Genomic DNA, 25,748 nt, shown 5'->3' with positions numbered 1-25,748 from the left:
GGCATGGCCTTGTGGTCTGGGGCCACTTCGACGCATGCATCGCCAGGGAACCGCTGGTGACGGTTTTAAGATTTTCAGGTGGACCCGATCCCGGATCGCGGGAAACGGGTCCATGAACCTCGTAAAACAAAGCCCACTGCTCGCACAGTGGGCTTTTCAGTCATGTATCAGATGGTGTTACTGAGGGGAGACTTCGGTTTTCGGCTTGCCGAAGTGCCATTCGTAGACCACGAACTTGAAGTCTTTCAGGTCGCCTTTGGCATCGTAGGACAGTTCGCCGGTAGGAGTCTTGAAGGTACCGCCGTGGATGGCCGCGGCCACCTTGTCGGTGTCTTCGCTCTTCGCGGCCTTGATGCCCTGGGCGATCAGCTCGACCGCAGAGTAGGCAGGGAACACGAACGGACCGCTAGGATCCTTGCCGTCGGCCTTGATGGCGTCGACGATCTTCTTGTTCTCCGGATCGGCGTCGAAGGACTTCGGCAGGGTTACCAGCAGGCCTTCGGAAGCGTCCTGGGCGATCTGCGAGATGGAGTCGTTGCCGACGCCTTCCGGACCCATGAACTTGGCGCTCAGGCCTTTCTCTTTCGCCTGGCGCAGGATCAGGCCCAGCTCAGGGTGGTAGCCGCCGTAGTAGACGAAGTCGACGTTGTTCTGCTTGAGCTTCTGGATGATGGACGAGAAGTCCTTGTCACCGGCGTTCAGGCCTTCGAAGACGGCAACCTTGGTGCCTTTGCCTTCCAGGGTCGACTTGACCGCGGTGGCGATGCCTTCACCGTACTGCTGCTTGTCGTGCAGGACCGCAACGACCTTCGGCTTGACGTGGTCGGCAATGTAGTTGCCGGCGGCCGGGCCCTGGGCGCTGTCCAGGCCGATGGTGCGGAAGATCAGCTTGTAGCCACGGGCGGTGATTTCCGGGCTGGTGGCAGCCGGGGTGATCATGATCACGCCTTCGTCTTCGTAGATGTCGGACGCTGGCTGGGTGGAGCTGGAGCACAGGTGACCGATGACGAACTTGACGCCGTCGTTGACCACCTTGTTGGCGACTGCCACGGCCTGTTTAGGGTCGCAGGCGTCGTCGTATTCCTTGGCTTCGAGCATCTTGCCATCGACACCGCCAGCAGCGTTGATGTCCTTGATGGCTTGCTTGGCACCGATGAACTGCATGTCACCGTATTGGGTCACCGGGCCGGTCTTCGGGCCGGCGATGCCGATCTTGATGGTATCGGCGGCGAAGGAATGGCTGGCGACGCCGGCCAGGACCATCGCGGCGAACAGCTTGGAAACTTTACTCATAGTGCTCCACTCATTCTGTTGTAATTTTTATCGTCCTTGCGCCAGGGCAGAGGACCCGACAGACCCGGTACGGCCACGCCGTATCGCAGCCTGACTTGCCGGTATCGCCCCCGGTGAATGCCCAGGCAACTGTACCGGTACAGTGTAGAGCGCCGCTTCATCGCTTGAAAAGCGGGCCCGCCGAGGCAAAAACCGAGGGTGTCGCGTGGTCGACATAAAGATACAAAAAAGCGTCTTCTGTTCATCCGGAAGTGTCCGGAAACGTTTGGCTTCGTTGATCCCGTCGACCAATTACTTATTTGAAACTGGGTTTTTCTGCAAAAATAGCGGCCTTCATTTGATCCGGATTATTTTTGGTGGAACCCATGACTGATGAACCAAGCACCCTCTATGCCAAATTGCTCGGTGAGACGGCGGTAATCGAGTGGAAGGCCCTGGAGCGTTTTTGGGCCAAGGGTGACCTGATTTGGGTCGACCCGACCCTGGACCTGATCGAAGTCGCACAGGCAATGGCCGAGAATCGCTCGGAAAGCGTGGCCCTGTGGCGTAATGCTGGCACTGTCGGGGCGGTCAGTTCAGAGCAGGCACTTGACCTGCAGAGCCGCGATCCAGAGATATGGGCGGTGGTGGTGTCGCCGTTCATCGTCATCCAGGAACGCAAATCCGTGTAAGCCGGATCTTATTTGGTGCGTAAAAACGCACAGCGGGTCCATTTTGGTGCGTGAGGTCGATCAGGCAGGGTGACGGTTGGTAACAATGCCCCTGAACCACCTGGGGGCGGTAACAGTTACCAGGCATGAAAATGACGCGGCCCCTGCAAAAGCTGGCAAGCCAGATCCTGCAGGGGCCGCGTCGTTCTTTCGTAAAGTGACTTAGTAGTCGACTTTCCCGGTATGGCTATTAAGGGAAATGACCTTGGTCTTGCCAATGCGGTGGCGATAAATCTCGCGCAAGTATTTCACCGCTTTCTTCACGCACTCCCGCGACAAGCGAATGTCGTTGATCGAGACGAACTTGCTCTTGTCGTTGATCAACTCGCGGTACTTCTTCTCATACATCGGCTTGATCGCATACCAGTTGGTATCGAGGATCTTCGCCGGGTTCTCGAACTCGCTGAGCAGATCGTCGATGCGTTCCTCCTCGAATTCCTCCTGGGTGATGAAGTCGAGGATGGCGTTGTCCAGGGTGTCATCGAAACGGTATGGCGCCTTGGCGAAGCAGCGCTTGATGAAAGCCACGATCAACGTCAGGAAGTCGTCCGACAGGCACGGGCTCTTGGCGATCAGGGTGGTCAGCGACAGGTTGGCCGAGGCGCCGATCACCAGGGCGTAGCGCTTCAGGGTGGTGTTGGGGAACAGGCTGTTGAGGTGGGTCTTGAGCCGGTTCAGGTCCATGTAGGACAGCTTGTAGTCCTTGGGCAGCGAGACGATCGACACCACCGACGAGCAGTTCTTGAAGAAATGCAGGTCATGCAGCGCCGCGGCGTCGCAGCCGGAGTTGCGGTATTGCTCCAGCGCCGCGCGGTAGCGCTTGGACTCGATCGGCAGCAGGCTGATGCCCTCGATGGCCTGGGTGTCCTTGTTGAAGTGCGGCAGGTCGATGGAGCGGAAGAACAGGTCGTCGATGTCCAGCCGCGGCGCTTCTTTCTCGAATACCTTGAAGCCTTTTTCCGAACTCTGCCCCGGGGTTTCCGGGACCACCGACTCGGCATAGGCGATCGCCACCGGGCCGGCCAGGCTCATGAACAGGTCGTTGGCGTCCAGGCGGATGGTCTCGCCGATGTCGATGCCGGCGCGGCGGAAGTAGTTCTGGTCGTAGTCGGTGGTCACCGCCTGGGCGGTGAGGATGTTGAAGATCTGCTGGGAGATGTACTGGTTGGCGTGCTTCTCCATGGCGTTGACGTCGATGTTCTGGATGTTGCCGTCATCGCTTTCTTCGGCGTAGCGCATGATGTCGTTGGAGATCAGCATCATCGCGTTCCACGGGCGGATACGCCCCATGACGCTGGCTTCGCTGCTGTCTTCGTTGTCGAAGTTGTAGGAGAAGTCCCATTCCTCGGACAGGTATTTGCACAGCAGGCGTCCGGCGTTGATATGCAGGGCTTCGGACATCTCGCTGCGATGATCGGAAATGTTCGGCAGCACGCAGATGCCACTGGTGAAGATCGGCTCGAACACGAACGAATGCCCCGCCTCGCCGTCCTGTTCGTCGGCCGGCTTGGTGTCGAAGGTCTTGTTCATGTACGAGAACTGCTGGGCCAGGCCGAACTCCGAGGCCATGCCCGAGCCGGTGCCGCCCCCGGCGCTGAAGATATAGAAGTACAGGCGCGACTGGTTGGCCTTGATCCCGCAGGAATCGATCAGGTACGAGTGGATCAGCTTCCAGTCGGCGCTGGAGAAACGGTGGGTTTCCTTGTTGAGGATGATCTTCGCCAGGTACTGGCCGAGGATCGGCGCGTTACCGGCGCCACCGGCATGCACCTCGGACAGGTCCATGATCTTCATCTTGCTGTAGTCGCGCAGGAAGCCGCTCTTCTCGCCCTTGCGCGAGAAACGGATGCGCCCGGCGATGTCCTTGTCCAGGTCGCCGAGCATCACCAGCGGCTCCACCAGGAACACCGGCTTGGCGCTCTTGGCCTGGACCAGGCGCAGGTTGTTGCGGATCCAGCGCGCCGGGTTGTAGCTCGGGTCGTTGCCCGCGCGGTCCTCGTTGTTGAACTCGTTGAGGTAGAAGGTCCGCGCGTTGTAGACCAGTTCGGCGACATCCAGGGCGATGTTCGAGCCGCAGCGGCCCAGGCCGATCAGGCACACCGAGGGGAACTGCTGGTCCAGGCGCAGCTGGGCATCATCCTCGACATGCAGGCTAGGCGGAAACACTAGGTCGCGCAGGCCGTCGAGGTTGTCGAGGATGCGCTGGGTATCGGGTTCGGTGAAATACAGGTATTGCTGGGGACTCAGCGTCGGCTGGCTGTAATAACTGCGGGACCCGTAGGAAGTGGGCGCGGTAGCTGAAAGCAGCTCGGAAATCACGGTGGCAGGAGTATTCTTGGAGGTCATTTTGCGCCATTTGCCTGGTGGGGAGGCCTTGAAACAGTCGATATCATTGAGCCATCCCTGGATAAGTGTCGCGACTGTATCAGCGCGTCTCTGGCACAAGCGATAGGGTTTTCCCTTATAAACCCTAAGGGTTTACCGCCCTGCCTGTTTCTGAATCGTCCAAACCGTCAACTTCTTTAATCTGCCTGGAGCTTTAGATGAGCCATTCACAGCCTTTGTCCCTGGGGTTCGCCGGTATCGGCCTGATGGGATTGCCCATGTGCCACCGACTGCTGGCGGCCGGTCATGAGCTGACCGTGTGGAACCGTTCGCCGGACAAGTGCGCGCCGCTGGTGGCCGCCGGCGCCCGCCAGGTCTCGACTCCGGGCGAGCTGTGCGAGGCGGCCGACGTGGTGATGCTGTGCCTGGCTGATACCGCGGTGGTGCGCGACGTGGTGTTCGGCGAGGCGGGTATCGCCAGCAAGGCCAGGGCCGGTCAGTTGCTGGTGGACTTTTCCAGCCTGGAGCCCACTGCGACCCGGGAGATGGCGGCCCGACTGAAATCGGAAACGGGCATGGGCTGGCTGGACACCCCGGTATCCGGTGGCACCCCCGGCGCCGAGGCGGGCACCCTGGCGATCATGGTCGGTGGCGAGGCGGCGGACCTTGCGCGGGTGCGCCCGGCATTGCTTTCACTCGGCCAGCGGGTCACCCATATGGGCGGGGTGGGTGCGGGGCAGGTGACCAAGGCGTGCAATCAGATGATCGTCGCCTGCAACGCGCTGGTGATCGCCGAAGTGGTCGCGCTGGCCGAGCAGTCCGGGGTCGATGCCAGCCTGATCGCCGAGGCCCTGGCCGGCGGTTTCGCCGACTCGAAGCCGTTGCAGATCCTCGCCCCGCAGATGGCCGAGAGCCGTTTCGAACCGGTGAAGTGGCATGTGCGGACCCTGCTCAAGGACCTCGACACCGCGGTGAAATTCTCCCGCGAGCAAGGCTCGGCGACGCCGGTCAGCGGCCTGGCCGCACAGTTGATGCGCCTGCATGGCAGTCAGGGTTATCTGGAAAAAGATCCAGCGACCCTGATCGATCTGTATCGCAACAAACCATGAGGCTTTCCTCGCGGTGGTTGAGCCGGTTCAGCACACCGCGCAGGTCTTCCAGCGGCACCGGGCGGCTGAGCAGGTAGCCCTGGATCGCATCGCAGCCCAACTGCTGGAGGAAGTCGTACTGCTCCTCGGTCTCCACGCCCTCGGTGATCACCTTCAGGTGCAGGGTGTGGGCCATGACCATGATCGCCTGGACGATATTGTTGTCCGCGCGTGAGTGGGGCACATCCTGGATGAACGAGCGGTCGATCTTCAGGGTGTCGAGGGGCAGGCGCTTGAGGTAGGCGAGGGAGGAATAGCCCGTGCCGAAGTCGTCGATGGACAGCGATACGCCCTGTCCGCGAATACCCCTCAGCAGCTCGATCGTGCTGTGGATGTTCGCCATCAGCGCGTTCTCTGTGACTTCCAGCTCAAGGCGCCAGGCCGCCAGGCCGGCATCGCGCAGGGCATCCTCGACTTCCTGGGCCAGTTCGTCGCGGCCCAGGGTCAGCGCCGAGCAGTTCACCGTCACCTTCAGGTCGCCGAAGCCGTGCTCGCTCAGTTCCGCCAGGTCGTGGCAGGCGCGGCGCAGCACCCACAGGTCGAGGTCGGCGATCAGGCCGTTGGTCTCGGCGATGCCGATAAACCTGTCCGGGCTGAGCAGGCCGTGCTGCGGATGCTGCCAGCGGATCAGGGCTTCGAGCTTGGCGACCTTGCCGCTGACCAGGTCGTAGATCGGCTGGTAATGCAGGCGCAGGCCCAGGTCCTGATGGAGGGCGACGCGCAGTTCCTCTTCCAGCTGCAGTTCGAGGGTGGCGCGGGCCTTGAGATTATCGCTGAAGAAGTTGGCCTTGTTGCGTCCGCTGCCCTTGGACTGGTACAGCGCCAGGTCGGCGTGCTTGAGCAGTTCGTCGCAGGTGCTGCCGTCGTTGGGGAACAGGCTGATGCCGATGCTGGTGGTCATGACCATGCGCCGCCCGGCCAGGTCGATCGGTTCGCGGACCTTGTTGAGGATGCGCTGGGCCAGGCCGCGGGCCTCTTCCGCGTGCTTGAGATAGAACAGGATGCAGAATTCGTCGCCTCCCAGTCGCGCCACCACGTCCTGGGCGCGGGTGGCGGTGCTGATCAGGTGGGCGATGGACTTGAGCAACTGGTCGCCGGCATCGTGGCCGAGGCTGTCGTTGATGCGCTTGAAGTGGTCGATGTCGAGGAACATCACCCCGAGCATGCCGCCGGCCTTCGCCCGCTCGGCCAGGCGCTCGGCGAAGATCTGGTTGAAGCCGCGGCGGTTGACCAGGTTGGTCAGGGCATCGTAGTGCGCCGCCTGTTGCAGCGAGACCCGGGCCTGGTCGAGCTGGCTGAGCAGGGTGTTGACCCGGCGCAGGTCCTGTTCCTTGCTTTGCAGCTTCTTGTCCGACAGCGCCGCGCTGATGCAACTGCCGCTGATCAGCAGGGTGATCACGGCGATGGTCAGGCTCAGTTGCAGGCTGTTGTCGGTGACCGGCAGCAGCGGCGTGGCGCCGCCGGGCAGGGTCAGGGTGAGGGCGCACATGCCGGTGTAGTGGGTGGCGATGATGCCGGCGGCCATGGTCGCTGCGGCACTGTACTTCAATAGTTGCGGCCGGCTGCTGCGACCCTGGCGCAGGTAGCGTGCCATCAGCATCGGCACGAGTGCCGCGACCAGCGCCACCAGGATCGATGCCACCACCAGGGTGGCGTCGTAGTGCTGCAGCGCGCGGGTGCGCATGGCGGCCATGCCGGTGTAGTGCATGACGCCGACCCCTGCCGCCACGCACAGTGCCGCCAGGCAGTAATGGCGGATGGACGGCAGCGACTGGCCGAGAAAGCTCATGGCCAACAGCGCGGCGAACAGCATGATCATCAGCGACACGCCGGTGAGGAACATGTCGTAGTGCACTTCCAGCGGTATCTCGAAGGCCAGCATGCCGATGTAGTGCATGGCCCATACGCTGCAGGCCAGGCAGCAGGCGCCGAGGACCTTCCAGCGTCGCCGCGCGCTGGCCTGTTCGGCGTCGCCGATGCGCTCGATGATGTCGAGGGTGGCGAAGCTGCCCGCGCAGATCACCAGGTAGGCGAGCAGGATCAGGTAGGGATTGTGGTGAGCCACGAGAGCGAGATGGCTCGCCGGGTGTTCGGCCAGCAGCCTGTGGAGCCATTCCATAGCGCGCCTCTCAGTTCAGTCGAGTTTGCACTCGTCCCCCAAACCGCCTGGAGACTCTTTTGGCTTTGAGTATAGAAAGACCGAGTGATGGCATCTGACTTAGTGGCAGATTGATTTCAATGATTGGACCAAGCCGTTATCGCCAGCGGTTCTAACAGTGCAAATGGTTACAATTGCCTGCCATCAACGCCATGGATGATGGAAGACAGTGCCGGGATTGCCCTCTAGATTTTCAGCGGCGTGCAGCGCACACCAATAAAAACGACGAGGGATCGAACGATGCACAGCCCCACCCAAGCGGCCAATGCCTGGCGCATTCTGTTCCTGCTGTTCCTGGCCAACCTGTTCAACTTCTTCGATCGCACCATTCCCGCAATCGTCATCGAGCCGATCCGCCTGGAGTGGCACCTGAGCGACATGCAGATCGGCCTGATCGGTACGGCGTTCACCCTGGTCTACGCCATCGCCGGCCTGCCGCTGGGGCGCCTGGCCGATACCGGTTCGCGGCGCAAGGTGATGGGCTGGGGCCTGACGGTGTGGAGCGGGCTGACCGCGGTCAACGGCATGGTCGGCAGTTTCTGGAGTTTCCTCCTGGTGCGCATGGGCGTGGGGATTGGCGAGGCCAGCTATGCGCCGGCGGCCAACTCCTTGATCGGCGACCTGTTTCCCGCCGAGCGCCGGGCCCGGGCCATGGGCATCTTCATGCTCGGCTTGCCCCTGGGACTGTTGCTGGCGTTCTTTACCATCGGTGCGATGGTCCAGTATTTCGGCAGCTGGCGTGCGCCGTTCTTCATCGCCGCGGTGCCGGGGCTGCTGCTGGCGGTGTTCATGTTCTTCATCCGCGAGCCGGCGCGTGGCGCGGCGGAGGTCGTGGCCTCGTCGCAGGTTCCGCTGGACCGGCCGTTGCGGCGGGTGCTGAGTATTCCTACCTTTGGCTGGCTGGTGCTGGCGGGGCTGGCCTACAACTTCGCCACCTACGCCTGCAACTCGTTCATGGTGCCGATGCTGCAACGCTTCTTCCAGTTGCCGTTGCAGCAGGCGGCCGTGGCCACCGGGGTGATCGTCGGGGTCACCGGGCTGATCGGCCTGACCCTGGGCGGCTGGGTCGCCGACAAGATCCACCAGCGCCTGCCGGGCGGGCGCCTGCTGTTCGGCGCGTTCAGCATGCTGGTGGCGACCGTGGGCACGGGCCTGGCGCTGTATCTGGGGCGGGTCGAGATCGGCGTGTTCGTCGCTCTGTTCGGGATTGGCTGGTTGTTCGCCTACAACTTCTACACCTGCGTCTACACCGCGATCCAGGACGTGGTGCAGCCGCGCCTGCGGGCGACGGCCATGGCCCTGTTCTTCGCCGGCTTGTATCTGCTGGGTGGTGGCCTGGGGCCGGTGGTGGTCGGGACGCTTTCCGATCATTACGCCCAGGTGGCGATGCTGGAGGCGGGCAGTGCCGAGATGACCGAGGTGTTCAAGGCCGTGGGGCTGCATAACGCGATGGGGCTGATACCGGTAGCCCTGCTGGCGACCCTGGTGTTTCTGCTGCTGGCGGCGCGGACCTTTGCGCGGGATGCGCAGAAGATGAAGGACGGGATGGTGGAGGAGGGCGTTGCTCAGGTTGGCAAGACAGCCGAAGCATCATAGGAGGGCGCGGGCCCTGAGGGAGCTGGCAAGCCAGCTCTCATGGAAAACCACATAACTCATTGATTCATTGGGAACTTGTGGGAGCGGGTTCACCGGGACGCCGGACCGCCGCGATTACGGTGGTGGCATCACCGGTGCAATCGCGGGTGAACCCGCTCCCACAAGGTCCGCGTCGCTCTTTAGACCTGTTCTCTACGCGACAGCGCAGCCTAAACGTCGGGGATCAGCCGGCTACCAGCACCCGAATCGCTTCCAGGCGCAGTGCCGCCTTGTCCAGCATCGCCAGCCCATCCTCGCGCAGCTTGCGCAGCGCCACGATCTCGCTGTCACGCACCGTCGGGTTGACCGCCTGCAGCGCTGTCAGGCGCGCCAGTTCTTCATCGGTCTCCGCCGCCAGGCGCCGTTGTGCCTCGGCCACGCGTTCGTCGTGACGTGGCAGGACCTTGGCTTCGCCCGCGTTGATCTTCGGCGCCAGCACATCGCGCTGGGCCTGGATGAACTTGTTGGCGCTGGCCTTGGGCACGCTTTCCAGCTGGTCGGTGAGGGTCTCGAAGGACACCCGCGCGGCCAGGTCGTTGCCGTTGGCGTCGAGCAGGCAGCGCAGTGCGGCCGGCGGCAGGTAGCGGCCCAGTTGTAGCGAACGCGGCGCAACCACTTCGCTGACATACAGCAGCTCCAGCAGCACGGTACCCGGCTTGAGCGCCTTGTTCTTGATCAGCGCCACCGCGGTGTTGCCCATCGAGCCACTCAGCACCAGGTCCATGCCGCCCTGCACCATCGGGTGCTCCCAGGTCAGGAACTGCATGTCCTCGCGGGACAGCGCCTGGTCGCGGTCGTAGGTGATGGTCACGCCTTCGTCGTCGCCCAGCGGGAAGCTGGCGTCGAGCATCTTCTCGCTCGGCTTGAGGATAAGGGCGTTTTCCGAATGGTCCTCGCTGTCGATGCCGAAGGCGTCGAACAGGGTTTCCATGTAGATCGGCAGGGCGAACTGGTCGTCCTGTTCGAGGATCGCCTCGACCAGCGCCTGGCCTTCCCCGGCTCCGCCGGAGTTGAGCTCCAGCAGGCGGTCACGGCCACTGTGCAGCTCGCTTTCGAGACGCTCGCGCTCGGCGCGTGCCTCGTCGATCAGGGCTTGCCACTGGCTGTCGTCGGTGTCTTCCAGCAGCGGCAGCAGGCGTGGGCCGAACTGGTGTTGCAGGGCGTTGCCGGTCGGGCAGGTAGCGAGGAAGGCGTTCAGGGCTTGGTCATACCACTGGAACAGGCGTTCCTGCGGGCTGTTCTGCAGGTGCGGCACGTGCAGTTCGATGGTGTGCTTCTGGCCGATCCGGTCCAGGCGACCGATACGCTGTTCAAGCAGGTCCGGGTGCGCCGGCAGATCGAACAGCACCAGGTGATGGGCGAACTGGAAGTTGCGGCCTTCGCTACCGATTTCAGAGCAGATCAGCACCTGGGCGCCGAACTCTTCATCAGCGAAATAGGCCGCCGCGCGGTCGCGTTCGAGGATGCTCATGCCTTCGTGGAACACCGTGGCCGGGATGCCGGAGCGGACGCGCAGGGCGTCTTCCAGGTCCATGGCCGTCTCGGCATGGGCACAGATCACCAGCACCTTGACCCGCTTGAGCATCTTCAGGGTGTCGATCAGCCAGTCGACCCGCGGGTCGAAGCGCCACCAGCGGTTTTCCTCGTCGGCGTCGCCCTGGGCCTGGAAGCTGACTTCCGGGTACAGCTCGGCGCGTTCGCCGACCGGCAGTTCCATGTATTGGTCAGGGCAGGGCAGCGGGTAGGCGTGCAGCTGACGCTGCGGGAAGCCCTGGACCGCGGCGCGGGTGTTGCGGAACAGCACGCGGCCGGTGCCGTGGCGGTCGAGCAGTTCGCGGATCAGGCGGGCACTGGCCTGGCTGTCGCCGTCGTTGACCGCCGCCAGCAGCGCTTCGCCTTCGGCACCGAGGAAGCCCTGGATGGTGGCGTGGGCCTTGGGCGACAGGCGGCCGTTGTCCAGCAGCTCCTGCACCGCTTCGGCCACCGGGCGATAGTGCTCGCTTTCGGCGCGGAAGGCGGCCAGGTCGTGGAAACGGTTCGGGTCGAGCAGGCGCAGGCGCGCGAAGTGGCTGTCCTGGCCCAGCTGTTCCGGGGTCGCGGTGAGCAACAGGACACCGGGGATGACTTCGGCGAGCTGTTCCACCAGCGCATATTCCGGGCTGACCTGGTCTTCGTGCCAGACCAGGTGGTGCGCCTCGTCAACCACCAGCAGGTCCCAGCCGGCCGCGAACAGCGCGTCCTGGGCCTTGTCGTCCTCGGTCAGCCATTCCAGGGCGACCAGCGCCAGCTGGGCATCTTCGAACGGATTGCTGGCGTCGCTTTCGATGAAGCGTTCGGCGTCGAACAGAGCCACCTGCAGGTTGAAGCGGCGGCGCATTTCGACCAGCCACTGGTGCTGGAGGTTTTCCGGGACCAGGATCAGCACGCGGCTGGCGCGGCCGGACAGCAGCTGGCGATGGATCACCAGGCCGGCCTCGATGGTCTTGCCCAGGCCCACTTCGTCCGCCAGCAGAACCCGCGGTGCGATACGGTCGGCCACTTCACGGGCGATGTGCAACTGGTGCGCGATCGGCTGCGCACGCACGCCACCCAGGCCCCACAGCGACGACTGCAGTTGGCGGCTGGTGTGTTCCAGGGTGTTGTAGCGCAGCGAGAACCACGACAACGGGTCGATCTGCCCGGCGAACAGGCGGTCGCTGGCCAGGCGGAACTGGATGAAGTTGGACAGCTGGGTTTCCGGCAGGGTACGCGCCTGGTTCTGCGCGTCGAGGCCGTGGTAGACCAGCAGGCCGCCGTCCACCGTCTCGACTTCGCGGACGGTCAGTTTCCAGCCTTCGAAATGGGTGATCTGGTCACCCGGCGAGAAGCGCACCCGGGTCAGCGGGGCGTTGCGCAGGGAATACTGGCGGGTGTCGCCAGTGGCTGGATAGAGCACGGTCAACAAGCGGCCATCCTGTGCCAGAACGGTACCCAGACCCAGCTCGGCTTCGCTGTCGCTGATCCAGCGTTGTCCCGGTTGATACTGCTGCGCCATACTGCCTGACTCCCGCCATGAAAAAGCTGGCTATCTTAACGGATAGCGGCATCCAGGCCAAAGATTACGGCCACCCGGCGAATGACCGGGCGTCGGTATCCGTCTGTCGATTCCCCGCAGCATCCTGCAATATTGCGCCGGTGTGCCGGTCCAAGCCTCAAGCATAGAGAGATCGAGCCGATAGAATGGGTGACAGGAGACCGAATCCCATGCTGCCACCGCTGATCCCGCTGAGCGCCGCCCCCATCACGCAGCAAATGGACCCGGTCAAGCCGACTCCGGATATCAAGCCCGTGGTCCCGGCCCAGCCGTCTTCCAATGAAAACGCCATCGACCTCAAGCACCGCGACCCGGAGCAGGCCGCCTTGCTGCTGCGCGAAGAACAGCGGCGCCGCCAGGGCCAGGGGCATGGCCAGCACGCCGACGAGCAGTTGGAAGACCCATACCAGCCCTTGCCCGGTGATGACCTCAATGCCGACAACACCGTGCCGGTCGCGCCCTTGATGGGCGGCGAGAACCGCCAGGGGTTGCTGGTGGACATCGAAGTCTAGTCATTCCTGGCGCTTGGCTTCATCATCAAGCCTTCGCTGTCCGCTGCCGAGTCCACCATGAGCCAAGACGACAACCTGATCGATTTCGGTGCCGAGCGCGCCCGTCGCATCCACGATCTCAACGACAAACGCCTGAACGAAGTGCGCAAGGCCTTCGAGCAGGCCATGCCCATCGGCACGGCGAAGAAGTCGAAGAAAAAGCCCAAGGGCAAACCCGGCAAGCGCTGAAAAACTTGATGCAGGTCAAGCCTGCACCCGCCTCCGGTGCCCGCTCAGGGCGCCATTGACTTCGGTCAATTTTCCCTCCCGGCACATTCGCTACTGTTCACTCATCGGACAGGCACAGGCAAATGGAGGCCGACATGTTCTTCGATAATGTGGTTGTCGCTGGCGTCGTCACGGTCGGATTGATGTTTGTTTTCTTCGCCGGTTTCGGACTTTTCATCTGGAAGGACTCGCAGAAGCGCAAAGACCGCTGATCCTTCCCGATACAACGAGCACGCAAGGCATTTAGGGCGACTTCGGTCGCCCATTTTTTTTGTCCGTGTTTTTTGGCCCCGGGGTCTGGTGCAAGCCGCAGGCTCCTGATCTTGAGGGCGCGACAAAACTATCTATCGTTAAGTCCATCACTCCCCTCAGGCCGTTCCCCGTGCCCATCACCCTGCAGGCCCTGTTCGCGCCCGACAAGCTTGCCCTGCAGTTCGCCATCAAGACCCTGCTCGGTGGCGGGTTGGCCCTGTGGCTGGCCTTGCGCTGGGGGCTGGAGCAACCGGCCTGGGCGCTGATGACTGCCTTTATCGTCGCCCAGCCGCTGTCCGGCATGGTCCTGCAGAAAGGCCTGGCGCGCCTGCTCGGTACCCTGGTCGGCACCGTGATGTCGGTGCTGTTCATCGCCGCCTTCGTCCAGACGCCCTGGCTGTTCCTGCTCTGCCTGGCCCTGTGGCTGGCGCTGTGCACTGCCTGCTCCACCCTGCTGCGCAGCGCCTGGGCCTACGCCTTCGTGCTGGCCGGCTACACCGTGGCGATCATCGCCTTGCCGGCGATCAACCATCCCTTGCAGGTCTTCGACCAGGCCGTGGCCCGTTGCACCGAGATCAGCCTCGGCATCGTCTGCGCCACCCTCAGCAGCGCCTTGCTGTGGCCGCTGCGGGTCGAGCAACAGTTGGCGGGACAGGCGCGCCAGGCCTGGCAGAGCGGTCTGCAGGCCGCCAGCGCGACCCTCGCGGGTGATGAAGAAGCGCGCAAGAGCCTGGTGGATATCCTCGCCCGCATCGTCGCCGTGGACGCGCAGCGCGAGCACGCCTGGTTCGAAGGCCCCCTCGGTCGCGAGCGCGCCCGGGCGGTGCGCGGGCTGAGCCACAAGCTGCTGATCCTGTTGCGCATCGCCCGATCGGTGCGCCGTCAGTGGCGGCAACTGGACGAGCACGAAGCTCGGCATCTGCAACCCTGGCTCGATGAGGTTCGTGAAGCCCTGGCCAGCCCGGATACCGAGCGCCTGGCGCGATTGCGCGAGCGGGTCTGGCAAGCCGCGCTGGACCTGCGCGACAGTTCCGCCGAGCACTACTGCCTGGCGCGCATGACCCTGCTGCTGGATAACGCCGGCCATGCCACTCGCGCCTTGCACGCGGTAGAGGAGGGCAAGGCCCCCGCCGACCTGCCCGACAGCCTGGCGGTGCACCGCGACCTGGCGCTGGGCCTGCTGTTCGGTTCGCGCAGTGCCCTGGCCTTTCTGGCCATGGCGGCGTTCTGGCTGGCCACGGCCTGGAGCGCGGCGCCGGGCGGGCTGGTGCTGACCTGCGTGGTCTGCAGCCTGTTCGCCAGCCGCGAGAATGGCGCGCAGATCGGCCTGAGCTTCCTGCGCGGGATCTTCCTTGCGTTGCCGCTGGCCTTCGTCGTCGGGCAGATCCTGTTGCCGCAGTGGAGTGGTTTTGCGCTGTTGTGCCTGGGGCTCGGCGTGCCGCTGTTCTTCGGCGCGCTGGGCATGGCCAACCCGCAGATCGGCGCCACTGCAACTTCCTATTGCCTGCATTTCATCGTGCTGGTGGCGCCGCTGAATGCCATGGTGTTCAGCGTGGAAACCTTCCTCAACAGTGCCCAGGCCATGGTCATGGGCGTCGGCGCTGCGGTACTGGCGTTCAAGCTGTTGGTCCTGCGGCACCCGGCCTGGCAGGGTCGGCGCCTGCGCGCCGCGACCCAGGCTGACCTGGTACGCCTGACCCGGCGCGACCTGCGCGATGCGGAAACCTGGTTCGGTGGGCGCATGGCCGATCGCCTGCTGCAACTGGCACGGCATGCCAGCAGCTTGCCGGCGGAGCAGCGTGGGCGCTGGGACGATGGCCTGCACGGCCTGGACATTGGTGACGAACTGCTGCACTTGCGCATGTGCCTGGCGGTGGCACAGGTGCCACTGGAGCCGGCCCGGCGCGACTTCCTGCAGCAGGTGCAGGACGTGCTGGCGAAAGGTCCGGGCCCGGGCCGTGAACATCAACTGGATGCTGCCAGCGAACGTTTCATCGCCACCTTGCGGGAACAGCCGGCCAACGATGCCTTGCGCCTGGCGATCGGCGCCGTCCTGCAACTGCAAAAGAGCTGGGGCCGCTGGTGCCGACGCCAGGAGGACCTGCATGGGCTTGCGTGAATGGGCGCTGGGCGGCGTGCTGCTCAGCCCGTTTCTGCTCTACGTGTTGCTGGCGCTGCTGCTCACCGGGCTGCTGCGCCTGCTGTTGCGCATGACCCCGCTGGGTCGCTGGATCTGGCATGAAGCGCTGTTCGACTGTGCCCTGTTCGTCTGCGTGCTGACCTTGGTCACGCTGTACCTGGGATCTTATTGAGGAGCTTGTCCATGCGGAGCGTCGTGCGCATCGCCCTGACCCTGTGCCTGGTGGCGCTGGCGATTTTTGCCGGTTGGCGCTTGTGGCAGTACTACATGCTCACCCCCTGGACCCGCGACGCGCGGATCCGCGCCGACGTGGTGATCATTGCCCCGGACGTGTCCGGCTGGGTACGCGAGCTGAAGGTCAGGGACAATCAGGAGGTCAAGGCCGGCGACCTGCTGATGGCCATCGACCGCGACCGTTTCGAAGCGGCGCTGGACAAGGCCAATGCGGTCGCCGAAACCCGCCAGCAGCAACTGCGCCTGCGCGAGCACGAAGCCTCGCGGCGCGCGGCATTGGGACCACAGGCGATCAGCGAGGAACTGCGGGAGAACGCCCAGATCGGTGCCGCCGTGGCGCGCGGTGAACTGCGCCAGGCCCAGGCCGATGCCAGGCTGGCGGCCATCAACCTGGCGCGCAGCGAGGTCAAGGCGCCACGCAGCGGGCATATCACCAACCTGCGCCTGGCCGAAGGCAATTTCGTCAATTCCGGGCAAGCGGTGATGGCCCTGGTGGACGATTCGACCTTCTACGTCCAGGCCTATTTCGAGGAAACCAAGCTGCCGCGGATCAAGGTCGGCGCGCGGGTGAAGGTCTGGCTGATGAGTGCCGGCGAGCCGATGAAGGGACGGGTGCAGAGCATCAGCCGAGGCATCACCGATCGCAACGCCACGCCGGACAGCCAGTTGCTCGCCGAGGTCGAGCCGACCTTCAACTGGGTGCGCCTGGCCCAGCGCATCCCGGTACGGATAAGCCTCGACGAGATACCACAGGGGGTGAACCTGAGCGCCGGCATGACTGCCAGCGTCCAGGTCGAGGAACAGCCCTGATCAGGGCTGCTGGCGGGTAGCAGCCAGGACGATCTCGCGGATGCACACATACTGCGGCTGCTGGTAGGCATAGGCGATGGCATTGGCGACGTCCTCGGCCGCCAGGACCTGGCCACCCATGTCTTGCTCCCTCCATTGCTGGTAACCCTGCTTGATGCCCTCGTCGGTGGTATGGCCGAGCAGTTCGGTTTCCACCGCGCCGGGGGCGATGGTCACCACCCGCACGTCGTGCGGCGACAGCTCTTCGCGCAGGTTCTCGGAAATCCCGTGTACGGCGAACTTGGTGCCGACATAGGCCACATGGTTGGGGAAGGTCTTGCGCCCGGCCACCGAGCTGACGTTGATCAGGGTGCCGTGGCGACGTTCGATCATGCCGCCCACCAGCAGGTGGATGCCGTTGAGCAGGCCCTTCACGTTGATGTCGAGCATGCGCTCCCATTGTTCCGGGTCTTGCTCGTGCATATGGCCGAGCAGCATGACCCCTGCGTTGTTGATCAGCGCGTCGGCCGGCCCATGGGCGGCCTCGGCTTCGGCCACGGCGGCGGCGAAGGATTGGCGGTCGCGAATGTCCACCGCACGGCACAGGGTATTGGGCAGGTTCAGCGCCTGCATGCGCTCCAGGCGTCGGGCCAGCAGCAGGAGCGGGTGCCCGGCGGCAGCGAACAGACGGGCGCAGGCTTCGCCGATACCGGAACTGGCACCGGTGATGATGATCAGGGGCTTGAGCATGATGACCTCCAAGGCATAATCGATTTGAATGACTAAATTCTATTGAGCACGGAAAGCCTTGAGAAACGGCTTATTCCGCTAGCTGGCATCGGAAAAGACTATGGATATACGACACCTGAGGGCGTTCATCGCCGTCTTCGAGGAACGCAACATCACCGCTGCGGCCCAGCGCCTGCATGTGGCGCAGCCGTCGCTGTCGGTGACCATCCGGCAACTGGAAGAAGAACTGGGAGTGGAACTGTTCCTGCGCCAGGCCCGTGGCGTGGAGGTCAGCGAGCAGGCGCGGGTCCTGTATCCGCAGGCGCAGCGCATGGTGGCCGAGGCCGAGGCCTTGAGCGGGCAGTTCAGGGAGAGCCGGCGGCAGGTGGCGCTGCAACTGGGGATCGAGGCGGATATCGCCGCCGTGCAGGTGGAGTCCTTTATTCGCATGGCCAGTACGGCGTTGCCGCAGTTGCAGCTGACCTTGCTCGATGGCTGCGCAGGAGATGCGCGGCTGGGTGTGGAGACGCTGTGCTGCGAGGACGAGCTGTTCCTGCCGCTGTGGGAAGAGCCCTTTGTCCTGGCCTTGCCGGCGGTGGGTTCGGTGCAGCGCTGGATTACCTGCCCGCAGGATGCATCCCACCAGCGTCTGCTCGGTTTCTATGGTGACGCGACCCAGGACACTGCCGGGCAGGCGGCCACCTTGCAGCAGGCGGTCTACCTGGTGGCGGCCGGGCTGGGCCAGGCCCTGCTGCCGCAGTCGCTGGTGGAACACCATCCCGGCGTGCAATGGCGCCCGTGCCTGGGTGCCGCGCTGAATCGTCGGGTGGGTTTGTGCTACGCGGCCCAGGCCCTGCAACTGCCGGCGCTGGCGCAGTTGCAGGCGGCGCTGGGCGAGCCGGCGGCTCAGAGGAACATGCCGCCGGACACCTCGACGCGCTGACCGGTGACCCAGCCGGCGCCCTCGCTGGCGAGCATGGCGATGGCGGCACCAATGTCGTCCGGCAGGCCGACCCGGCCCAGGGCGGTATTGCTGGCGATGAAGGCATTGACCCCTTCGTTGTCGCGCACCACGCCGCCGCCGAAGTCGGTCTCGATCGCGCCGGGGGCGAGGATGTTCACCCGGATGCCGCGGGCACCCAGCTCCTTGGCCTGGTAGCGGGTGAGTACCTCCATGGCGCCTTTCATCGCCGCGTAGGCGGCATAGCCGGGCAGGGCGAAGCGGGTCAGGCCGGTGGAGATGTTGATCACCCGGCCGCCGTCGGCGATCAACGGCAGCAGGCGCTGGGTGAGGAAGAACGGGCCCTTGAGCTGGATGTTCAGCAACTGGTCGAACTGCGCCTCGCTGGTTTCGGCAAATGGCACGTTGATGCCGATGCCGGCGTTGTTCACCAGCACATCCAGGTGTTCGCGGCCGAACTCGCGCTTCAGGGTTTCCTGCAAGGCTGTGGCGAAGGCGTCGAAGCTGGCGCTGTCGCCCACGTCGAGTTGCAGCATGGCGGCACGCGCGCCGGATTGCTCAAGGGTGGTGGCCAGGGTGTGGGCCTCGCCGGCCTTGCTGTGGTAGGTGCCGATGATGTCGAAGCCCTGCTGCGCCAGGTGCAGGGCGGCGTTCTTGCCCAGGCCGCGGCTGGCGCCGGTGATGAGTGCGATCTTGCGGGACATGCGCTGTACCTCTGCGAGTGACGTTGACGTTGACGTTGAGGAAAGTCTATTGGTCGTCCTGTGGCTGATAAATCCGCTGGTTTCGGAAATACTGTTCGTATGAAACGAACAATAAGGCGTCTGCCACATGCTCAAGCCCGAACTGCTGCGCACCTTTATCCGGGTCAACGAACTGGCCAGCTTCACCCTCGCCGCCGAGCAGCTGGGGCTGCCGCGCTCGACCGTTTCCGAGCAGATCCGCAGCCTGGAAAACCAGCTCGGCGCACGCTTGTTCAATCGCTCGACGCGACGGGTGCAGGCAACCCAGGACGGCCTGCAACTGTATGAGCGTAGTAAGGAGCTGCTTTCGCGCCTGGAGGAAATCGAGGGTCTGTTCCGCGCCGACCCCGGCGCCGTCAGCGGCTGCCTGCGGGTCGACCTGCCTACGCGCATGGCCCGGCGCATCATCCTGCCGCGCCTGCCGGAGTTCCTCGCGCTCTATCCCGGGCTCAGCCTTGAGGTCAGTTGCACCGACCGCCAGGTCGACCTGCTGCGCGAGGGTTTCGATTGCGTCCTGCGCATCGGCACGCTCAGCGACCTGGCAGTGGTGGCGCGGCCACTGGGGCAACTGGCGATGGTCAACTGCGCCAGTCCCGCCTACCTCGAACGCCATGGCACGCCCGCCACGCTGGCAGACCTGGCTGATCACCATCTGGTGCACTACGTGCAGACCCTCGGCAACCGCAGCAGCGGTTTCGAGTACCAGGACGAAGGCCTGACCCGCTTCGTGGAAATGGGCGGGGCGATCACCGCGAACAATACCGATGCCTACGAAAGCGCGGCCCTGGCCGGCCTGGGCATCATCCAGGTGCCCTGTATCGGCGTGCGCGACTACCTGGCTTCGGGGCGCTTGCGCGCTTTTCTTCCCGAGTACCTGCCGCAGGCCATGCCGATTTCCCTGCTCTACGCCCGCCAGCGCTACCTGCCGCCGCGGGTGCGATTGTTCATGGACTGGTTGACGCAGCTGCTGGCGGCGCAGCTCGATCCAGCGGCAGGCAGAGGCTGAACAAGGTCCCGGCCTCGGCGGTGGAGCGCACTTCCATGCGCCCGCCATGGGCCAGGGCGATCTGCTTGGCGATATACAGCCCAAGGCCAAGACCGACCTGCGGGGCATCCGAGGACGAATGGGAAAACGGCTCGAACATCTGCGCCATGATCGGTGCGGCGATGGGCTCGCCGGTGTTGTGTACGCTGAGGACGAACTGGTCGTCTGCGATTCGCGCGTGGATGCGGATCGGCCCGTGTTCATCGCCATGCTGAAGGGCATTGGCGATCAGGTTGGAGAGTACCTGGCAGATCCGCTCGCGGTCGCAGTTCATCCCGGACAGGTCGGCGATATCCAGTTCGATTACCCGCTGCGGATGGACTCGCTGCAGCTCGGCGGCTACATGCCGCAAGGCTTCGTCGAGGTCCGGACAGGGCTGGATGTTCAGGATGATGCCTTCGCCGAGCCGGCCGCGGGCGAAGTCCAGCACATCGCGCACCAGTTGGGTGGCGCGGTTACCGGAGGTGAGGATGTGTTCGGCAATGGTCCGCGAGCGCTGGTCGGGCAGGCGCTTGGCCAGCAGCTCGGCGCCGGCGGTAATGGCGAACAGCGGGTTGCGCAGGTCATGGCCGAGCACGGCGATGAATTTTTCCCGCAGGTCGGCAATTTCCCGCTCTTCCTTCAGGGCGATCTCGGTGCGTTGGGCACTTTCCTCGCTTTCGATCTGGATCGACAGTAGCCGCGCGAAGGCTTCCATCATCGGCTGGATGGCGCTGCCCTTGAGTGCGCGGGGCAGAGGATCGAGGGCGCAGATGGTGCCGAAGAAGCTGCCATCGCTGCGCAACACCGGGACCGCGATATAGCTTTCGAATCCGTACAGACGCGGGGTGGGATGATCGCGGTAGTCGTCGTCCTCGCTGGCCTTGTCGATGATGATGGTGCGTTGTGCGGCGCGGATCTCGTTGCACAGGGTGGTGGAAGCTTCCAGCTCGCCGCCGACGGTCACGCCGAAACCTAAGGTGTCGAGCACCGCGAGGGCCGTCCAGCGCGTTTCGGTCACCCGTGCCACGGCAGCGAAACGCAGGCCGGTGGTTTCGCTGATGACCTGGAGGATGGCCGGAATGACGCTGATCCGGCCGATGGTAGCGCTGTCTGAAAGGAGTGCATTTTTCATCAAGAATCGGACACCGAAACACGGGCGTGGATTGCTAGTGTAGCGACCCTCGGTGGCTTGGCAGAAAATTCGGCACCAGCGGTAGGCAATTTCCAGTACTCTTGGCGGCATCGAGCATTCCCGTCAGAGGACTGCCCATTCTCTTGCGTGCCAATCCCTTTCGACCTGCATCCAGTCGGGTGTTATCAGCGAGGTTTGACATGCACATCACTTCCCAGGACATCTGCGCCGCCGCCGACCAGCTCAAGGGCTTCGTCGGTTTCCATCGCAAGCTCGGCAAACACATCGTGCGCTTCAGCGAAGACTCGTTCGGCATGGACGTGGCCGACGACAGCATCACCCCCAGCAGCGAATTCGTCTGGCAGGCCGGCGACGACCAGGTCATGACCCTCAGCCGTGAACTGATCGACGTGCTGCTGGAGCAGAACGTCGACGACCGCCTGAATATCAGCGAGCCCCTGCGGGTCTATCAGCGCCGACGTGACCTGCCGGAAATCATGGCACAGCGCCGGCGTCTGGCTTGACCGAGCCGATGCTGCGCAGCAATGCCTCGAAGGCGTCCCGCTCCAGTGGCCGGCTCAGGTAGAAGCCCTGGACTTCGTGGCATTGCTCCATGCCGAGGGCGCGCAGTTGCTGTTCGGTCTCCACGCCTTCGGCGGTCACCGTCAGGCCCATGGCCTTGCCCAGGTTGATGATCGCCTGGACCACCGCGCGGTCATTGCTGTCGCTGCTCAGGCCCGCGACGAAGCGCTTGTCGATCTTGATGCTGTCGAACGGATAGGTGCGCAGGTAGCCCAGCGAGGAATAGCCGGTACCGAAATCGTCCATGTTCAGGCGCACGCCGAGCTCCTTCAATGCGTTCATGGTGCCCAGCGCGCCTTCTATGTCGTTGAGCATCACGTTTTCGGTGATCTCCAGTTCCAGGCGCTGCGCCGGGAAGCCGGTTTCCACGAGGATCCGCCGCACGTCAGCAACCACGTCGCTGCGGGAAAACTGCGCCGGTGACAGGTTGACCGAGACCAGCAGGGGCGCGGGCCAGCTGCGGGCGATCTCGCAGGCGCTGCGCAGGACCCAGAGCCCGAGGGGGACGATCAGCTCGGTCTGCTCGGCCAGGGGGATGAAGGTGTCCGGGCCGAGCAGGCCTTCCACCGGGTGCTGCCAGCGCACCAGGGTTTCCACCGAGACGATTTCCAGGGTCTTCAGGCGGTAGCGCGGCTGGAAGTGCAGGACGAACTCGTGGTTCTTCACCGCCCGGCGCAGGTCGTTCTCCAGTTGCCGGCGGTACTGGATCTGCTGGTTCATTTCCGCCGAGAAGTAGCGCCAGGTGTTCTTGCCCTCGGCCTTGGCCTGGTACAGGGCGATGTCGGCGCAGCGGATCAGCTCGCCGGGGTCCAGACCCTGCAGGCGGGTCTGGGAGATACCGACGCTGGCGCCGATGTGCAGTTGTTGCTCCTCGTACAGGATGGGCTGTTGCAGGTGGTCGATGAGGCGGGCGCAGAAACGGTCGATCTCGTTGCGGTTGTCCATGTTGGCGATGACCAGGATGAACTCGTCGCCCCCCAGGCGGGCTACCAGGTCGCCGTCCCGGGTGGTGTCGCGCAGGCGCGCGGCCACTTCCAGCAGCACTGCGTCGCCGGCGGCGTGGCCGAGGGAGTCGTTGATCGGCTTGAAGCTGTCGAGGTCGAGCAGGATCAAGGTCAGCGGCGCCGCGTCGGGGCCCTTGAGCAGCGCCTGTTCGAGAAAGCGCGCGAGCTTGTTGCGGTTGGCCAGGCCGGTCAGGGCATCGTGCATCGACAGGTGCTGGATGCGCGCATGGGCGGCGACTTCGTCGGTGATGTCGCTGGCCGTGCCGCGAAAGCCGACGCGCTTGCCCTGGTGGTGGATCGGTCGGGCCGAGACCCGGCAGAAACGCAGCAGTTCGTGGCGGTCGCGGTAGGCGCAACGCAGGTGCGAGGCCTGCTGGTCGGTGGGATCGTCGAGATTGTCGAGCCAGGCGCCGAGGGGCGTGGTGTCGCAGGTCAGCAACAGGTTCAGCGGCTGGCCGAGCCATTCCCGGGTCGGGTAGCCGGTGACATCGACGAAGCGCTGGGACAGATAGGTGAGGCGTTGTTGCCGGTCGGTTTCCCAGATCCAGTCGGAGGCGGCCTCGGCGACGGCACGGAAACGCTGCTCGCTGGCTTCCAGGGCCTGGTTGCTGGTCTGCAGGTCGTTCAGGTTGTCATCAATCTGCCGCGAGGTGCGCAGGGCGTAGCGGAAGAACCAGGCCATCAGCAGGCCGAGCACCAGCATGGCGCCCAGCAGCGGTGGGAGCATGGCCCAGAGCAGGCGGTCACCGGGCCGTGGTGGGGTCCATTGCAGGGCGTAGTCCAGATCGTCGAGGCGCAGGCTCGGTGTGCTGCCGTAGGTGTTGTCCTTGACGATGTGCACGCCGCTCAGGCCGGCGTCATCGCCCAACTGGTCCAGCTTGGGCTGGGTCAGTTGATCGATGAACAGCATCACCGAGGTGGTCTGCGGGTCGATGCGAAGGACCTCTTCATCCGGGCGGATCGCCGCCGCCGTGAGTACGGCTGGCCAGCCATTGAACAGGACGTAGCGGCTCAGTTGCCCGCGTTCGGCGGCCAGGGAACGGGCCTGGGCGATGATGGGAGGCAGCGGGGTATCGAGGTAGGCGCCGACCGGGGCATCGCTGGGCTGGCCCTTGAACAGACCGTACTTGGTGCGCTGGTCGTCGATGACGAACACGCCTTCGTAGCCGCTGGCGGTGTACAGCGAATCGCCAATGTTCTTCTCTATATAGGCCCAGCGTTTGTCCACTTCGCCACTCAGATGTTGGTAGGCGGCGTCCCATACCGCATAGCTGGAGAGAAACTGGCGCGAGGCGGCAAGACGCTGTTGCAGGGCCTTGTCGGCGTAGAACGCACTTTTGTCGCTTTCCGCGTGATTGAGCTGCTGGGCGATATTGAACAAGGCGCTCAGGGCGATCACGCAGGCGAGGCTGAACAGCAGCGCGATGCCGACGATCAGTTTGCGTGCGTGTAGCCTGGGACGTGGTGCGGGAGAAGGGGCGCTGGCGTTCCTGTCCATGACATGCCGATCCTGTGGGAAAGCAGTGCGCGGGCGGGGAGCCGCGCGGGTAGGCTTCACTCAGGATAGGCGACTCTCGCGATTGCGCTGTCGGCGTCGGCAAAACCGACCTGGTCGCGGCCATTGTTCTTGGCGGTGTACAGGGCGCGGTCGGCTTCGTTGAGCCAGGAGACCGGGTCGTCGAAGTCGCTGCGGCAGGTGGCCAGGCCGATGCTCAGGCTGATGCGCAGCTCCGGCAAGGATTCATCGCGGTAGGCGGCGACCCGCTCGCGCAGGCGCTCCATGATGCGTGCGGCCTGCTGAAGGCTGGTTTCCGGGAGGATCACGCAGAACTCGTCTCCGCCATAACGGCCGGCCAGGTCGTCTTCGCGCAGGTTGGCCTTGATTTCCTTGCTCAGGTGGCGCAGGACGGCGTCGCCGACCACGTGACCGTAGCTGTCGTTGATGCGCTTGAAGTGGTCGATGTCGATGATCGCGATCACCGCACTGCGGCGTTGTTGCTGGCAGGTCTGGAACTTGAGTTGCAGCAGGTCCTTCCAGGAACCGTGGTTGAGCAGGCCGGTGAGGCTGTCGGTGCGGCTCAGCGCGCTGAGGCTGCGCTTGTGCTCGGCGAGCTGGATCGCCAGGCGGTAGCAGACCCAGCCGAGGGCCAGCGGGTAGAGGGTCAGCATCGGCAGGCAGGCGTAGACCTGCTGGGTGGTGCTGACCAACTGCAGGCCTGGGCCGAAGATGGCCAGGCCGAGAAGGATGCCGCAGGCCTGTGCGAGGAATCCGCGCAGGAACAGGCGTTGGCCGCCGGCCGCGACATTGTTCATGGTCATCATCGACAGGATGGTGATGCTGGGCAGCGGGTTGAATTGCATGGCGGCGGCCCAGAAACCGCCGGTCATGGAGTCGATCAGCAGGCTGCGCTGTTCGGTCTGGTAGGGTGTCTGCGAGCGCAGGCCCAGCAGGTAGGCGACATGGGGCCAGGCCAGGCCGTTGAAGAACATGGCGATCCATACCCAGGTCGGCGGGTCGAGAGGGGCCATGCCGGCGTACACGCCGAGCAGGCCGATACCCATACCGATGGTGCGCGGCGCATGGATCCTCCTGACAAATGAAAGTCCCTTGCCTCGTTTGTTGTCCGTCATGGTGTTCGTTTTTTCCGGGGGGCGCCGTTTATCGCATAAAACCGCGAGCATTGTTGAACAATCGCGCACCGCTCAAGAATGGCCTTGCGAGCCATTTGAAGGGCTGGGCCGTGCGCTGCTTTATATAGAGGGACTTTCGTGCAGGAAGGGTGCCGAAAGCGGGTGCTCGCAAGTTTTTGAAAATTTTCGAAATATTCCCTTGACGGGTGGTTTTGAATCGGTAGAATGCGCCCCCACAGACAGCGAGTCATCGCCGAAGTGGCCGAAGCAAGTGTTTGAAGTTGAACGAGAAATTCTGAAAAACTTCAAAATAAACGCTTGACAGGCTTAGAGGAAAGCGTAGAATGCGCGCCTCGGTTGAAGCGAAACGCTTCGCCAAACGCTCTTTAACAATCGAATCAAG

At 64.0% G+C, this 25,748-nt stretch carries 21 protein-coding genes; 12 read left to right on the top strand and 9 right to left on the bottom strand.

Translation table 11 applies throughout. The features are described 5' to 3' along the window. Positions 1-177: 177 nt before the first annotated feature. Positions 178-1,293: a branched-chain amino acid ABC transporter substrate-binding protein gene (locus V0R59_RS26850; protein WP_330073542.1), complete on the bottom strand. Its 1,116-nt coding sequence runs from the start codon at positions 1,291-1,293 to the stop codon at positions 178-180. Between the two features lie 365 nt (positions 1,294-1,658). Here V0R59_RS26850 and V0R59_RS26845 point away from each other — a divergent pair, with 365 nt between their 5' ends. After that, positions 1,659-1,964 carry a DUF2288 domain-containing protein gene (locus tag V0R59_RS26845; RefSeq protein ID WP_330073543.1) on the top strand — a complete coding sequence of 102 codons (306 nt, stop codon included), beginning with the start codon at positions 1,659-1,661 and terminating at the stop codon, positions 1,962-1,964. Between the two features lie 201 nt (positions 1,965-2,165). Here the strand turns inward: V0R59_RS26845 and V0R59_RS26840 are convergent, their stop codons facing one another. Then, positions 2,166-4,349, bottom strand: a complete 2,184-nt coding sequence (locus V0R59_RS26840) for a hypothetical protein (protein ID WP_330073544.1) — start codon at positions 4,347-4,349, stop codon at positions 2,166-2,168. 197 nt (positions 4,350-4,546) lie between these two features. On the opposite strand from V0R59_RS26840, the gene V0R59_RS26835 reads away from it, so the two are divergent. Continuing rightward, positions 4,547-5,437 carry an NAD(P)-dependent oxidoreductase gene (locus V0R59_RS26835; RefSeq protein ID WP_330073545.1) on the top strand — a complete coding sequence of 297 codons (891 nt, stop codon included), beginning with the start codon at positions 4,547-4,549 and terminating at the stop codon, positions 5,435-5,437. On the opposite strand, the gene V0R59_RS26830 is transcribed toward V0R59_RS26835, so the two are convergent. Further along, entirely contained in the window at positions 5,337-7,595 is a 2,259-nt protein-coding gene (locus V0R59_RS26830) for a putative bifunctional diguanylate cyclase/phosphodiesterase (protein ID WP_330073546.1), read from the bottom strand. The two genes, V0R59_RS26835 and V0R59_RS26830, sit on opposite strands and share 101 nt — an antisense overlap. A gap of 279 nt (positions 7,596-7,874) precedes the next feature. On the opposite strand from V0R59_RS26830, the gene V0R59_RS26825 reads away from it, so the two are divergent. Beyond that, on the top strand, positions 7,875-9,230 hold the full coding sequence (locus V0R59_RS26825) for a spinster family MFS transporter (protein WP_330073547.1): 1,356 nt from the start codon (positions 7,875-7,877) through the stop codon (positions 9,228-9,230). 223 nt (positions 9,231-9,453) lie between these two features. Here V0R59_RS26825 and rapA read toward each other — a convergent pair whose 3' ends face one another. Next, on the bottom strand, positions 9,454-12,303 hold the full coding sequence (gene rapA, locus V0R59_RS26820; RefSeq protein WP_330073548.1) for an RNA polymerase-associated protein RapA: 2,850 nt from the start codon (positions 12,301-12,303) through the stop codon (positions 9,454-9,456). A gap of 209 nt (positions 12,304-12,512) precedes the next feature. Here rapA and V0R59_RS26815 point away from each other — a divergent pair, with 209 nt between their 5' ends. The 6 genes from V0R59_RS26815 (at position 12,513) to V0R59_RS26790 (ending at position 16,557) form a co-directional block, all read left to right on the top strand. After that, on the top strand, positions 12,513-12,854 hold the full coding sequence (locus V0R59_RS26815) for an aspartate-semialdehyde dehydrogenase (protein WP_330073549.1): 342 nt from the start codon (positions 12,513-12,515) through the stop codon (positions 12,852-12,854). Between the two features lie 57 nt (positions 12,855-12,911). Further along, complete coding sequence (locus V0R59_RS26810) at positions 12,912-13,082, top strand: hypothetical protein (RefSeq protein ID WP_009408356.1); 171 nt, start codon at positions 12,912-12,914, stop codon at positions 13,080-13,082. 134 nt (positions 13,083-13,216) lie between these two features. Continuing rightward, a complete protein-coding gene (gene ccoM, locus V0R59_RS26805; protein ID WP_042122864.1) occupies positions 13,217-13,333 on the top strand; it encodes a cytochrome c oxidase subunit CcoM in 117 nt (38 codons plus the stop codon). Between the two features lie 170 nt (positions 13,334-13,503). Continuing rightward, the gene (locus V0R59_RS26800) at positions 13,504-15,492 is read left to right on the top strand and encodes an FUSC family protein (RefSeq protein WP_330073550.1); all 1,989 of its coding nucleotides are present in this window, start codon (positions 13,504-13,506) and stop codon (positions 15,490-15,492) included. Continuing rightward, positions 15,479-15,685 carry a DUF1656 domain-containing protein gene (locus V0R59_RS26795; protein ID WP_330073551.1) on the top strand — a complete coding sequence of 69 codons (207 nt, stop codon included), beginning with the start codon at positions 15,479-15,481 and terminating at the stop codon, positions 15,683-15,685. Before V0R59_RS26800 ends, V0R59_RS26795 begins: the two co-directional genes overlap by 14 nt. Before the next feature lie 11 nt (positions 15,686-15,696). After that, positions 15,697-16,557 carry an efflux RND transporter periplasmic adaptor subunit gene (locus tag V0R59_RS26790; RefSeq protein WP_330073552.1) on the top strand — a complete coding sequence of 287 codons (861 nt, stop codon included), beginning with the start codon at positions 15,697-15,699 and terminating at the stop codon, positions 16,555-16,557. Here V0R59_RS26790 and V0R59_RS26785 read toward each other — a convergent pair whose 3' ends face one another. Beyond that, positions 16,558-17,286: an SDR family oxidoreductase gene (locus tag V0R59_RS26785; protein WP_330073553.1), complete on the bottom strand. Its 729-nt coding sequence runs from the start codon at positions 17,284-17,286 to the stop codon at positions 16,558-16,560. It lies immediately after the preceding gene. 100 nt (positions 17,287-17,386) lie between these two features. On the opposite strand from V0R59_RS26785, the gene V0R59_RS26780 reads away from it, so the two are divergent. Continuing rightward, positions 17,387-18,208, top strand: coding sequence for a LysR family transcriptional regulator (locus tag V0R59_RS26780; RefSeq protein ID WP_330073554.1), 822 nt, complete (start codon positions 17,387-17,389; stop codon positions 18,206-18,208). Here the strand turns inward: V0R59_RS26780 and V0R59_RS26775 are convergent. Then, positions 18,172-18,930 (bottom strand): SDR family NAD(P)-dependent oxidoreductase, encoded by a 759-nt coding sequence (locus V0R59_RS26775; protein ID WP_330073555.1) that lies wholly within the window; start codon positions 18,928-18,930, stop codon positions 18,172-18,174. The genes V0R59_RS26780 and V0R59_RS26775 overlap by 37 nt on opposite strands. A gap of 127 nt (positions 18,931-19,057) precedes the next feature. Between V0R59_RS26775 and V0R59_RS26770 the strand changes: the two genes are divergently transcribed. Beyond that, complete coding sequence (locus V0R59_RS26770) at positions 19,058-19,975, top strand: LysR family transcriptional regulator (protein ID WP_330073556.1); 918 nt, start codon at positions 19,058-19,060, stop codon at positions 19,973-19,975. Here V0R59_RS26770 and V0R59_RS26765 read toward each other — a convergent pair. Further along, complete coding sequence (locus tag V0R59_RS26765; protein WP_330073557.1) at positions 19,914-21,128, bottom strand: GAF domain-containing sensor histidine kinase; 1,215 nt, start codon at positions 21,126-21,128, stop codon at positions 19,914-19,916. The genes V0R59_RS26770 and V0R59_RS26765 overlap by 62 nt on opposite strands. Before the next feature lie 200 nt (positions 21,129-21,328). Here V0R59_RS26765 and V0R59_RS26760 point away from each other — a divergent pair, with 200 nt between their 5' ends. Beyond that, positions 21,329-21,652 (top strand): DUF2025 family protein, encoded by a 324-nt coding sequence (locus V0R59_RS26760; protein ID WP_330073558.1) that lies wholly within the window; start codon positions 21,329-21,331, stop codon positions 21,650-21,652. On the opposite strand, the gene V0R59_RS26755 is transcribed toward V0R59_RS26760, so the two are convergent. Both V0R59_RS26755 and V0R59_RS26750 read right to left on the bottom strand, forming a co-directional pair. Continuing rightward, positions 21,624-24,212: a bifunctional diguanylate cyclase/phosphodiesterase gene (locus V0R59_RS26755; RefSeq protein ID WP_330073559.1), complete on the bottom strand. Its 2,589-nt coding sequence runs from the start codon at positions 24,210-24,212 to the stop codon at positions 21,624-21,626. The genes V0R59_RS26760 and V0R59_RS26755 overlap by 29 nt on opposite strands. A gap of 56 nt (positions 24,213-24,268) precedes the next feature. Beyond that, a complete protein-coding gene (locus tag V0R59_RS26750) occupies positions 24,269-25,345 on the bottom strand; it encodes a diguanylate cyclase (protein WP_330073560.1) in 1,077 nt (358 codons plus the stop codon). Positions 25,346-25,748 lie beyond the last annotated feature (403 nt).

The sequence above is a fragment of the Pseudomonas ulcerans genome, assembly GCF_036324125.1.
Lineage (GTDB): Bacteria > Pseudomonadota > Gammaproteobacteria > Pseudomonadales > Pseudomonadaceae > Aquipseudomonas > Aquipseudomonas ulcerans.
Note: the sequence above shows the minus strand (reverse complement) of the source record. Positions and strands in the feature narration are given on the sequence as shown.